General features: G+C 66.1%; 9 protein-coding genes. 6 read left to right on the top strand and 3 right to left on the bottom strand.

Going from position 1 to position 11,668, the window contains the following annotated elements; all coding sequences use genetic code 11:
- Window positions 1–386: 386 nt before the first annotated feature.
- The gene (locus Q322_RS0114775; RefSeq protein WP_029478680.1) at window positions 387–1,007 is read right to left on the bottom strand and encodes a septum site-determining protein MinC; all 621 of its coding nucleotides are present in this window, start codon (window positions 1,005–1,007) and stop codon (window positions 387–389) included.
- 76 nt (window positions 1,008–1,083) lie between these two features.
- On the opposite strand from Q322_RS0114775, the gene Q322_RS0114780 reads away from it, so the two are divergent.
- From Q322_RS0114780 to Q322_RS0114795, 4 genes are all read left to right on the top strand, one after another.
- Complete coding sequence (locus Q322_RS0114780) at window positions 1,084–1,869, top strand: ABC transporter ATP-binding protein (protein ID WP_029478681.1); 786 nt, start codon at window positions 1,084–1,086, stop codon at window positions 1,867–1,869.
- A gap of 80 nt (window positions 1,870–1,949) precedes the next feature.
- The gene (locus Q322_RS0114785) at window positions 1,950–3,461 is read left to right on the top strand and encodes a hypothetical protein (protein WP_245593273.1); all 1,512 of its coding nucleotides are present in this window, start codon (window positions 1,950–1,952) and stop codon (window positions 3,459–3,461) included.
- Window positions 3,462–3,583: 122 nt separating this feature from the next.
- Window positions 3,584–4,453, top strand: a complete 870-nt coding sequence (locus Q322_RS0114790) for an HpcH/HpaI aldolase/citrate lyase family protein (protein ID WP_029478683.1) — start codon at window positions 3,584–3,586, stop codon at window positions 4,451–4,453.
- Window positions 4,446–4,940 carry a MaoC family dehydratase gene (locus Q322_RS0114795; protein WP_029478684.1) on the top strand — a complete coding sequence of 165 codons (495 nt, stop codon included), beginning with the start codon at window positions 4,446–4,448 and terminating at the stop codon, window positions 4,938–4,940. The genes Q322_RS0114790 and Q322_RS0114795 overlap by 8 nt, the downstream gene beginning before the upstream one ends.
- A gap of 3 nt (window positions 4,941–4,943) precedes the next feature.
- On the opposite strand, the gene Q322_RS0114800 is transcribed toward Q322_RS0114795, so the two are convergent.
- Complete coding sequence (locus tag Q322_RS0114800; protein WP_029478685.1) at window positions 4,944–5,939, bottom strand: aldo/keto reductase; 996 nt, start codon at window positions 5,937–5,939, stop codon at window positions 4,944–4,946.
- A 123-nt stretch (window positions 5,940–6,062) separates the two neighbouring features.
- On the opposite strand from Q322_RS0114800, the gene Q322_RS0114805 reads away from it, so the two are divergent.
- Both Q322_RS0114805 and Q322_RS21860 read left to right on the top strand, forming a co-directional pair.
- Window positions 6,063–7,490 (top strand): MDR family MFS transporter, encoded by a 1,428-nt coding sequence (locus Q322_RS0114805; protein ID WP_156953080.1) that lies wholly within the window; start codon window positions 6,063–6,065, stop codon window positions 7,488–7,490.
- Window positions 7,491–8,438: 948 nt separating this feature from the next.
- Window positions 8,439–9,632, top strand: coding sequence for an Ig-like domain-containing protein (locus Q322_RS21860; protein ID WP_211248916.1), 1,194 nt, complete (start codon window positions 8,439–8,441; stop codon window positions 9,630–9,632).
- Between the two features lie 70 nt (window positions 9,633–9,702).
- Here the strand turns inward: Q322_RS21860 and Q322_RS0114820 are convergent, their stop codons facing one another.
- The gene (locus Q322_RS0114820; protein WP_029478688.1) at window positions 9,703–11,619 is read right to left on the bottom strand and encodes an ABC-F family ATP-binding cassette domain-containing protein; all 1,917 of its coding nucleotides are present in this window, start codon (window positions 11,617–11,619) and stop codon (window positions 9,703–9,705) included.
- Between the last annotated feature and the right edge of the window lie 49 nt (window positions 11,620–11,668).

An 11,668-nucleotide genomic window follows, 5' to 3' on the forward strand; every position in this document is an offset into this window, starting at 1 on the left:
GCCTTTCATCATTTTCCCGAACCGATCACGCCTATCCAATTTCGCCAGACCAGTCTGGCGATTACTCTGGGATTCTCCCGCCAGGAGAGGTTTTTTCTGATTATGCAGGTGCAACTCCTGAGTGAAGGGCATCGTCAATACGGCAGTACAGTGTGGTCAGGACGGTTTCAACATCAAGAATTGGGGTCACCAACTGTTCTTGCACTTGCGAAGACCGTCCGTTGTTCCATCACTCTCATTGCGCATCAAGCGTTTAGAAGGGAGGCAGGAGTTGCGGAATTGCCCGTCCAGCAGCGGTCCCTGGCTCCCCTTGAGGGGAACTGGCGGCGGAGCCAACTGAGGGGTTTTCGTGGGAGCCACCCATAAAACTCGCGTAGCAAAAATTCCTACTTCTGCACATCAATTGCAATCACACCATTTTGCAACCGCGCCAACTCCGCCACCGGCTGGCCGTCGCGCACGCGCATGTTGCTCAGACTGCTGCCCTCGGGGGCGCGGGCCACGGCGTCGCCGATGCGGATCTGGGTGCTGGCAATCGGACGCGCCCATACGATGGCGTCGCCGTAGCCGCCCTGTCCGGCGTGGGCCAGGCCGCGCAGCGCACCGATCACGATCACGTCGCCGCCCGCGATCACCTCGGCGCTGGGGTTCACGTCGCCCAGCACGATCACGCTGCCCAGGTACTCGTTGCGCGATCCGGCCCGGATGGTGTGCGGCACGATCACGGTGCGGGCGCTGTCGATGGGATGCGCTTCGGGCGCAGCGGCAGCTTGAGCAGGGGAGGCCACCGTCACGCGCGGCGCGCGGATGCGGCCCGGCTGGCCCCCGGCCTCGCGGATGGCCGTCAGTGCCTGTTCAAGTGCGCCCGGATCGGCGTCGCCACCAATCTCGATGGTCACGCTGTTGCCGGCGAGGTTGGGCATCACCAGCCCGCGTGAGACGCTCTCGGCGGTGTCCCCCGGTTCCAACAGCAGATTCAGACCGCCCAGCGTGCCGCGTAACTTCATGACCTCCAATCTAGCGTCACATGCGCCGTGGGTTCCGGGGGGCAACCTCTCACCCCCTGCTCCCGTATAAGGGGGCATGTCCGCCCCCACCCCCGCTGAAACCGAGATCGCTGCGCTGGAGCTGCGTGACCTGCACAAATCGTTTGCGGGCAAGGCGGCGGTCTCTGGCCTGAGCCTGCGCGTGCGGCCCGGCGAGCTGTACGCCCTGCTGGGTCCCAACGGGGCAGGGAAGACCACCACCATCCGCATGATCGCGGGCCTGACCCGCCCCGACGGTGGCGAGGCCTTTATCTATGGCCATAGCGTGGAGCAAGACGCGCAGGCCGCCAAGCAGGTGCTGGCCTACCTGCCCGACGATCCGCTGCTGTACGGCAAACTGAGCGCACCCGAATACCTAGAATTCGTGGCCGGGCTGTGGGGCATGGACGCCGCACAGGCCGCGCCCGAGGCCGAACGCCTGCTGAAGTGGCTGAACCTGTGGGACCACCGCGCAGGGCGCGTGGAGGGCTTCTCGCGCGGCATGAAACAGAAACTGGCGTTGGCCGGGGCGCTGATCCACCGCCCGCGCCTGCTGCTGCTGGACGAGCCGCTGACCGGACTGGACGCGGCGGCCTCGCGCCAGGTCAAGGACGCGCTGCGTCAGTACGTGGATAACGGCGGCGCGGTGGTCCTGACCACCCATATTCTGGAAGTGGCCGAGCGCATGGCCGAACGCATCGGCATCATCGGCGGCGGCCAACTGATCGCGGAAGGAACGCCGGAAGAACTGCTGGAGCGCACCGGAACGCACACGCTGGAAGACGCCTTCCTGTCGCTGACGGGTCTGGACGCGCCGCAGGCCGAAGTGGTGGCCGGGCTGTGAGAACCGGGGCCGTCAAATCGCCTGCCCCCCGCTCCAGAGGTCCGAGACCCGGCAGCCTGCCCTGGCTGCTAAACAAGCAATTGCTGTGGCAATGGCAGGCGTTGACCGGCGGGCAGCGAACGGGGCTGTACATCGCGCTGGCCGTGCTGATTCTGGCTGTGCTGGGTGGCTACTTTGCCCTGCGGTCCGTCCTGGCCGATCTGCCGCTGAGCGCCCCGCTGCCGGATGTGGCGCTGGGGCCGGTGCTGCTGGCCCAGGCGTTTTTACTGACCCTGATGCTGTCGGCGGCGGTGCGGGCAGCCCTGACGGCGCTGTTCACGCGGGGCGATCTGGATCTGCTGCTGCACTCGCCGCTGCTGCCGCGCGTGGTGCTGGCCTCGCGGGCACTGGGGGTGGCGTTGTCGGCAGCGTTGCCCGCTGGCCTGCTGGTGGTGCCGCTGACGCTGGCGCTGCTGGTGCTGGGCGTGTGGCGCGGCGGGCTGGGATTGCCGCTGTGGTGGCTGTGCGCCTCACTGCTGGCGTCCAGTGCAGGATTGTGGCTCACGCTGGGGCTGGTGCGCGCTTTGGGCGTGCGCCGCACCCGCACGGTGTCGGCGGTGCTGGGGGCGCTGTTCGGGGCGGGGATTTTTCTGGCGAGTCAGTGGGCCAATTTCAGCGGAGGCCGGGGGCGGGGCCAGCAGTCAAACGCTGTCCTGGAGGCACTGGCCTCCTTTGCGCCGGGCCGGGCCAGTTGGCCGGACCGGGAGGCGTGGCTGTGGCTCCCCGCCCGCGCCGTGTGGCTGGAGCCGCTGCCCGCGCTGCTGCTGGTCCTGCTGTCCACTGCCGTCTTTGCCGTCTCGGTGCTGGCCCTGACCCGCCAATTCACCCACGGCGCGCAGGAAATCGCCGCGCCGGAGGGCTGGGCAAGGCAGCCGCGCACCAGATCGGGTGGCCTGCCAGCGGGCAAATTACACTTTGCCTCCGGCTCCCGTGCCACGCTGCTCAAGGAGTGGCGGCTGATCGGGCGTGACCCGGAACTGCTGTCGCGCACGTTGCTGCAACTGGTCTATCTGCTTCCTCTGCTGTTCTCGGTCTCGCGCGGCGGCGGATTGCGCGCGGCGGGCGGTACGGGCGTCATCCTGCTGACCGCCAGCCTGACGGCTGCGCTGGCCCACCTGACCCTGAACGCTGAGGACGCCCCCGATCTGCTAATCAGCGCTCCGCGCAGCTCGGCGGCCTTGAGGCGCGACAAGTGGCTGGCCGCCGTGATTCCCACCACGCTGATCGGTCTGGTGGCGCTGACGGTGCTGGCCCTGCGCGGGGCGCTGGGAACGTCTCACACATTCTTTCTGTTGCCCCTGTTGTTGCTGGGAACGGGCGGCACGGCTTTGATGGTGCTGTGGCAACCGCTGCCTGTGCGCCGCGCCGACGCCTTCAAACGCAGCCAACGCGCCCCATTCATCAATACGGTGTTCACGCTGGTCTTTCAGGTGGGGCTGTCCGCCACGGCTTTCGCGGCCAGCAGCGGCGCGCTGTGGGGGCTGGCAACGCTGGCGGCAGCGTTGACCGCGCTGGGCGTGGCCTACTCGATGCGGCGGAGCGATGTGCGCTGACCTGCTCTGGCTCCACCTGGGGAGGGTTCTGAGGGGGTGCCGTGGGAGCATCCCATTCACCCCGGCGGCTATCCTAATTCCATGCTCCCCCAACACCTTTCCGCCCACATGAGACAAGGCTGATGCCCGCGCCCAGCCTGCGCCCCCGCTCCCTGCTGTTCGCCCCCGGCAACCGCGCGGACCTGATCGCCAAGCTGCCGCGCAGTTCGCCGGATGCCGTTGTTATTGATCTGGAGGACGCCGTCTCCGGCAACGCTGGGGCCAAGGCCGCCGCCCGCCCCATCGCCCGTGACGCCGCCCGTGACCTGATCGCCGCCGCGCCGCATCTGGCTGTCTTTCTGCGCGTCAACGCCCCGCACTCGCCGTATTTTGCCGACGATCTGGCGGTTCTGACCCTCGAACTGGCGGGCGTGGTGGTGCCGAAACTGGAATCTGCGGCAGATGTGCAGCTCGTTTTTGAGGCGTTGAAATCGCATGGCCTGGACCTTCCCATCCTGGCCGGGCTGGAAACCGGGGCAGGCGTCTGGAACGCGCTGGAAATTCTGAAGGAAGAGGCCGTCACGCTGGCCTACTTCGGCGCGGAGGATTACACGACAGATTTAGGGGGACGGCGTACGGCTGGCAATTTAGAGGTGCTGTACGCCCGCTCAAAAGTGGCGCTGGCCGCGCGGCTGGCGGGCGTTTCAGCACTGGACATCGTGGTCACGACGCTGAATGACGAGGCTGTCTTTCGAACTGACTCCGAGCAGGGCCGCGCACTCGGCTACGCAGGCAAGCTGTGCATTCATCCCGCTCAGGTGGCGCTGGCCCACGACATTTTCGGGACCACTTCTGCCGAGGCCGCCCGCGCCCGCGCCCTGCTGGACGCCGCCCATACCGCTGCCGAACGCGGCCACGGAGCATTCAGCTTTGAGGGTCAGATGGTGGACGAACCCATGCTGACCGCCGCCCGCGCCATGCTGGCCCAGCTTTTGGAGAAGACAGATGAATGAAGACCTGAACCGCCCCCAGGGCCGCTACTTCGAGGAACTCACGCCTGGCACCGTCATCCGCCACCGCGTGACGCGCACGCTGACCGAGGCCGATAATGTGCTGTTCACCACGCTGACCATGAACCCGCAGCCGCTGCATCTGGACCACGAATACGCCGCGCAGAGCGAGTTCGGGCAGCCGCTGGTCAACAGCCTTTTGACGTTGAGTCTGCTGGTGGGCCTCAGCGTCCACGAACTGACGCTGGGAACACTGGTGGCGAATCTGGGGATGACCGACGTGGTGTTCCCGAAGCCGGTGTTTCACGGCGACACCATCCACGCCGAATCCGAGGTGCTGGAAGCGCGGGAGAGCAAATCCCGTCCGAATCAGGGTTTAGTCACGGTAGAACACCGCGCCATCAATGGGCGCGGCGAGGTGGTGGCGCAGTGCAAGCGAACGATGCTGATGCAGAAGCGAGGCGAGCGACTCGGTTCGCTTGAGCCGTGAAGCTTACTCTGCCGCCTCGTACCAGTTGCGGTCCCAGCGGTGGGCGTATAGGCGGGCCACGTCTTCGGCGGGCAGGCCCTGCCCATCGGCAATCGCCACGTTGCGCTCCACGTTCCGCACGCTGCGCATGCCCACGATCACGGTGCTGACGGCGCGGTGGCTCAAAACAAAGCGCAGCGAGGTCTCGGCCAGTTGCGAGCTGTTGATGCCCAGATCGCTCTCGATGGCCCGCAGGCGCGGTTGCAGCTCAGCCTTGCGGTTGCCGCCGAAGTAGCGGTTGCGCCAGTCGCCCTCCGGGAACTCGGTCCCGGCAGTGATGTTCCCCGTCAGGCTGCCCTCGTCCAGCGCCACGCGCACGATCACGCCCACGCCGTTGGCCAGGCAGGCGTCCAGCAGGCGGTCCTGCGGCGACTGGTCAAAGGCGTTGTAGATCACCTGCACGGTTTCCACCACGCCCGCCTCCACCGCTTTCACGGCGTTGTCCGGCTGGTGGTCATTGATGCTGACGCCGAAATGGCCGATCTTGCCGTCGCGCTTGAGCTGCGTCACTGCGTCCTGCCAGTCGCCCTGCCCCAGCCATGAGTCGTTCCAGACGTGAAATTGCTGCACATCGATCTTATCCAGGCCCAGCCGCTCAAGGCTGGCCTCGGTCATAGCGACGACGTGTTCGGCGGGGAACGCCTCGCCCGCCGGAACACCGGGGCGTGCCGGCCACTGCCCATTACTGGGGCTGATCTTGGTGGCGACGAGGGTGCCGGGAACCTCGCGGGCCGCCTGTCCTACCAGCCGCTCGCTGTGGCCGTCGCCGTAGCCCATCGCCGTATCGATGAAATTGCCGCCCAGTTCCAGGTAGCGGCGCAGCGCTTCCAGGCTGTCGTCGTCCTGCGCGCCCTTCCACATGTCCGCGCCGATGCCCCAGGCCCCGTAGCCGATCTCGCTGACGCCCAGGCCGGTGGCCCCCAGATTCCGCATGTGCAGGGTAGATGGTGGTGTGGTCATGCGGTCCAGGGTAGACCTGGAGACCCTGGAATGAGGCTTGCATTGGGCATCTGACAAGGCGGGAAGCTGTGCGGGTGCGGCGGCCCACCCTCTGACCTGGGGTGCGGGAGTAGCCTCTAGCGCGTGCCGGATCTAAAAAGTACAGCGCCGACCACCCCTGCTGCCGCTCCCTCCCCCGCTCAGACCGCGCTGGATCAGGCCCGCAAACTGGCGACGGTGGGCCTGATTCTGGGCGTCTTCCTCAACGCCCTGGAGTCCAGCGTGGTTGCCAGCGCCATGCCCAGCGTGATTCAGGACCTGCGCGGCGAGTCGCTCTACGCCCTGCCCTTCGCGGCGTATCTGCTGACCAGCACGGTCTCCAGCCCGCTGTGGGGCCGGGGTTCGGACATCGTGGGCCGCAAGAAGCTGTACCTGACCGGCATGGCTATCTTTTTGCTGGGCAGCGTGCTGTGCGGTGCGGCGCAGAACATGGGCTGGCTGATCGGCGCGCGGGCCTTGCAAGGGCTGGGCGCGGGAGCGCTGCTGTCCATCGCCTTGACCATTATCGGCGAGCTGTACACCCTGGAGCAGCGCGGGCGGGTGCAGGCGCTGTTCAGCGGGGTGTGGGGCATCAGCGGTCTGGTGGGGCCGTTGCTGGGCGGCTGGCTGACCGAGAGCTTCTCGTGGCGCTGGACCTTTTTCGTGTCGCTGCCCTTCGGCGTGGCCGCCTTTGTCATGGTGTCACGCTTCCTGCGCCAGTCGGGCGTGCGGCGTGAGGCCCGGCTGGACTGGGGCGGCGCGGCGCTGTTCACGGTGGGCAGCGGATGTCTGATCTGGGGCCTGGAGCTGAAACACTGGTGGGCGGCGGCGGCAGGCGTGCTGATTCTGGCAGGAGCGCTGCTGCTGGAAAGCCGCCACCCCTCGCCGCTGCTGCCCATGTCGGCCCTGCGCGACCGTGTCCCGCGCGTGGCCTTTGCCGCAAATCTGCTGGCGGGCGCGGCGTACTTCGGCGTGATCGCCTACCTGCCGCTGTATGCCCAGGGCGTGACGGGCCGGGGCGCGACGGCGGCAGGGGCGATCCTGACCCCGGCGCTGGCGGGCTGGACGCTGGCGAGCATTCTGGCCGCGCAACTGATGCGCCGCATTCCGCTGGCCCGCATCGCGCAACTGGGCTTCGCGGTGCTGGTGGTGGTCTTCGCGGCCCTGACCTTCACCGTCCACGCGCCGCTGTGGATGACCTCCGCGCTGGGCTTTGTGGTCGGCACGGGCATGGGCTTTTCCATGCTCACGCTGCTGCTCTCGGCACAGGGGGCGGCGGCAACGGGGGAACTGGGCGCAGTCACCAGCGGCGTCCTGTTCGCCCGGCAGATGGGCGGCGCACTGGGCGTGACCGTCATGGCGCTGCTGATTGGCGAGGTGGCCATCGAAAACGGCGGCACGGCGTTGGCCGAGGGACTGCGCTCGGCCTATCTCCTGGCGCTGGGGCTGGTGGCGGTGGCATTTGTGTTCACGCTGACGCTGAGGGTCCGGCCAGCCGCTTCAGACGACGAGGCCCGCCCAGCCACGCCGTAGCGCATCCGTTGGAAGAGTGGCCATGCTGGAGATAATTTCATCCGGTGCATTCAAGCTCTCCCGGCGGCATGCAGGGTGACACTGCTCTGGTCAACTCTGGTCTGATCAACTCTGGTCTGATCAACTCTGGTCGACGCCTGGCAGGGCCGAGACAGCCTGGATCAAGGCCGCCGGGAAAATAAGTCCTTCACTTTCTGCCGTGTCAAGGTTCTCGGGTTGAGCTGCGTTCGGCAAGTTGTTTGGAGAGGCCGCCAAACTCCATCTGGGTACTGAAAGTTGACCTCACCTGAACCCTGAGAACTAACCTGAAGCGGTTTCTGGGAGCAACTTCTGCAATTCGCACTGCGCCGTGCCGAGCATGCTGGAAGTGGTGCGCCGCTGGAGCACATCGCCCGCCACGCTGAATACGGCGGGGCCTATGCGCCTTCCGGTCTAGTCCTCCCAGACTACACAGAGATGGATCGGCAGTCGGTCCCCGTCACGACAAGGCTTAAATGAGGATCGCCAGCGGCGAAAAAGGGGCCCCTCGGACAGGACTGTCACCGCTGGGACACCGATGAAAGTGTTAAGAGCGACTCTCTGGATAATGAAGCCGAATTTCACGTTTCGGTAACGCTACAGCCGGAAAATACGATCAAGCATTATTCCTGGAGAACGGCCTTACCTGAAAGATTGCCCCTGACAGATTGCCGAGTACGCGGGCAATTTGCCCTGGAGTGTGAGCCACCGTCCTATAGCTATAATGCGCCATCTGTTGCCTCCACTTTTCCAGCGTATTAGGAGGACACGGATATTTTTGGCAGGCCGAGTTGCGGTCTGGCTCTGGCCCGGCGTTTAAAACGACGCACATCAGAAAAGTGCATGCTAGGCTGCCAACTGTAATCTCTGGCCCTTCGTCCTCTCGACACTTTATTTCAAAGGTAAAGGTACTTCATGTCTACATTCTCTATGTTCCGCCGTCCCGCAGCCATCGCCCTGTCCCTGACTGCCTCGATTGCCATCGTGTCCTGTAACTCCAACTCAACGCCCACCCCCACGGCTACCGTGACCAAGGTGACGGTAACTCCCGAAGTGGCGTCGCTGGTGATCGGGGCCAATGTTCAGGCCAAAGCCACTGTGACCGGCACCAACAGCCCCTCGCAGACCGTCACCTGGGCTTCCAGCAACCCCAACATCGCCACGGTCAGCTCCACCGGCCTGATCACCGCCGTTGCGCCAGGGAACGCCGTGGTGAGCGCCAACGCCACGGTCGCAGGCTTTACCAACCAGTCTGACTCCGTCAAGGTGACGGTCACGGCCCCCACCTCCACCACCCCCACCGTGACCAAGGTGGCCGTGACCCTGAACCCGACTACCGTGGCCGTGGGCGGCACCTCCAAGGCCACCGCTACCGTGACCGGCACCAACAACCCCGCCCAGACCGTGACCTGGACCAGCAGCAACATGGCGGTTGCCACGGTTGACGCTGCGGGCAATGTGCAAGCCCTGACCGCTGGCTCGACGGACATCATTGCCGTTTCCACCGTAGACGGTGCTCAGACGGGCAAAGCGACGTTGACTGTGACGGCAGTCGTCATCAACCCCACGCTGACCACCGCCAAGATTAACTTCCAGACGGCTGCTGCCCCTACCCCTGCGGGCTACACCCCCAACACGGGTACGGCCTACACAGCCGCCAGCATGACCGGATGGGTGACGGAAACCAGCGCCGGAACGGCGGCCCCCGTGCCACTGGACCTGACCGGAAATGCCCGTTACCGTACCGTTGACGGCACCAATGTCGTCGCCGGCCTGGACGCCCGCCTGTACACCCAGATTCAGATGCAGTGCGGAACGCCCACCACCGGCAACACCTGTAACGCTCCTGCCACCAACACCTCTGGCGCGTTCGAGTACAAGGTAGTTAACGGTAAGTACAACGTGACCGTGAGTGTCGGCGACGCCGACAAACGCAACCTGAACAGCTTGCACACCATCAATGTCGAGAACGTCAACGCGATCAAGGATTTCACCCCCACGCTCGCCACTCAGTTCAAGACGGCCACCGTGACCGTGACCGTGGCCGACGGCAAGCTGACCATCGACGCCAAGGGCGGCAAGAACACCAAGATCAACTACGTGGACATCGTTCCAGCTCCCTGAGTCCAAGCTCACTTTTCAAACAGACGTCCCCCCAGTGCGGGGGGCGTTTTCTTTGGCCTTGCCAGGAAATTTACCCCTCCTTTTCCTCGACCTCCGCGCCCTTCTCGCTCCATTGTTCCAGCCTGCGTTCCAGGGCCAGTTCCAGGTCGTGGGCGGCCCGGCCCAGCGCGGTGAAATCGGCGTCGGGGGGGGCGCTGTTCAGGGCGGCCTGGGCAATGTCCAGCTCCGCTTCCAGCCGGGCAATATCTGCCTCGATGGCCTCCACCTCCCGCTTGAGGTGCCACAGGCCCTTGCCCCTGGGCGCGGCAGGTCTGGGGGCCGCCCTTGCCCCGGCCTGCGCCGCCGCCTTCATTTCCTCGGCCTCCAGTTCGGCCAGGCTGCGGTGTTTGGCGCGGTAGTCCTCCCAGCCCGGGTACTCGTAGAAGTGGCCGTCCTCGATCAGCCAGATGCGGTCCGCCAGGCCCTCGATAAAAGCGCGGTCGTGGCTAACCATCAGCAGCGTGCCGTCAAAGTTCTCCAGGGCGATCTCCAGGGCCTCCACCATCTCCATGTCCAGGTGGTTGGTAGGCTCGTCCATGACCAGCAGATTGCGGTCCTCCTGCGCCAGCTTGAGCAGCGCCAGCCGCGCCCGCTCGCCGCCGGACAGGATGCGGGCGGCCTTGTCGTGCTGATCAAAGGGAAACATGAACGTTCCCAGCAGGTCGTGGGCCTGCGGGTCCTTTTGCACGTACTCACGCGCCACGTCATAAAGGGTCTGTTCGGGCGAGACGCCGCGCAGGGCCTGATCGTAGTAGCCCACGCCCACCCGCGCGCCGGTCAGCACCTTTGCGCGCGGATCGTCACTGGCTTCCAGGCCCAGCAGCGCCCGCAGCAGCGTGGTCTTGCCTGCCCCATTGCGCCCGATGATGGCAATCCGCTCGCCCCGGCGCACCTGCACGTTCACGTCTTGGTACAGGGTGCGGAATTGCCCGCCCTCCACCGGAATGCGGCGGCTCAGGTGCCGGGCGTCCAGCACGATGTCGCCGCTGCCGGGGGCGTGGAAGGTGATGCGGGCGCTGCGTTCCTCGGGCGGCGGGGCAGCGGTGGCGCGGGCCTGCATGCGGTCCACGCGGGCCTGCATGGCCCCCGCGCGGCGGGCCAGTTTGCTCATGCCCAGTCCCCAGATCTTCATGCGGTCGGCGCTGCTCTGCAAGCTTGAGATCTGGCGGGCGTCCTGGGCGGCGCGGGCGGCCTGCTGTTCCAGTTCGGCGTCCAGCGCGGCACGGAAGGTGCTGTAGTTGCCCGGATAGACCCTGAGGGTGCCGCCGCGCAGGTGGGCGGTCTCGTTGGTCACGCGGTCCAGAAAGGTCCGGTCGTGGCTGATCACCATCACCGCGCCGGGATAGCGGGCCAGAAAGTTTTCCAGCCACTCCACCATCACGATGTCCAGGTGGTTGGTCGGCTCGTCGAGCAGCAGCACGTCCGGGTTTTCCACCAGCAGGGCGGCCAGGCCCAGGCGGGTGCGCTCGCCACCGCTGAGGCTCTCGGCGGGTGCACCCTCGCGGCCCCGGAAGCCGAAGGCCAGGGTCACGGCATCCTTGCGGCTGCGGCGCAGGGGGCCGCCGCGCCGCACGTAATGTTCCAGGATTTCCTCGTGGCGCAGCACGCTCTCGGGCGTTCCGGCGCTCATGGCGCTTGCGGCGGCGGCCAGCTCGATCTCCAGGGCGTCCAGATCGTGGAAGGCGGCGTCCAGCACGCTGTCTACCGTCGCCGTCTTCTCAAAGACCGGGTCCTGTTGCAGCGAGCGGACCCGCACGCCCGGCGCGCGGCGCACGCTGCCCCCGTCGGGGGGAAGCTGGCCGGTCAGCAGCCGCAGCAGCGTGGTCTTGCCCGCCCCGTTGCGCCCCACCAAACCGATGCGGTCGCCGCTCCTGACGGCAAAAGTGACCTCGGAGAGCACGGTGGCGGGACCGTAATCTTTGAGGGCGTCCTGCACAGCAACAAGCACGCCCTCAAGTATACCTTGACTTGCTCAAATGTCAGATTTTTCTCGTAAA

Origin of the sequence: Deinococcus frigens DSM 12807 (genome assembly GCF_000701425.1) — a bacterium.
Taxonomy (GTDB): domain Bacteria; phylum Deinococcota; class Deinococci; order Deinococcales; family Deinococcaceae; genus Deinococcus; species Deinococcus frigens.

Excerpts from the sequence above, each read along its gene's own strand:
- Q322_RS0114800 (WP_029478685.1), bottom strand. The coding sequence starts at position 5,939 with ATGACCACACCACCATCTACCCTGCACATGCGGAATCTGGGGGCCACC.
- Q322_RS0114790 (WP_029478683.1), top strand. The coding sequence starts at position 3,584 with ATGCCCGCGCCCAGCCTGCGCCCCCGCTCCCTGCTGTTCGCCCCCGGC.
- Q322_RS0114775 (WP_029478680.1), bottom strand. The coding sequence starts at position 1,007 with ATGAAGTTACGCGGCACGCTGGGCGGTCTGAATCTGCTGTTGGAACCG.
- Q322_RS0114795 (WP_029478684.1), top strand. The coding sequence starts at position 4,446 with ATGAATGAAGACCTGAACCGCCCCCAGGGCCGCTACTTCGAGGAACTC.
- Q322_RS0114780 (WP_029478681.1), top strand. The coding sequence starts at position 1,084 with ATGTCCGCCCCCACCCCCGCTGAAACCGAGATCGCTGCGCTGGAGCTG.
- Q322_RS21860 (WP_211248916.1), top strand. The coding sequence starts at position 8,439 with ATGTTCCGCCGTCCCGCAGCCATCGCCCTGTCCCTGACTGCCTCGATT.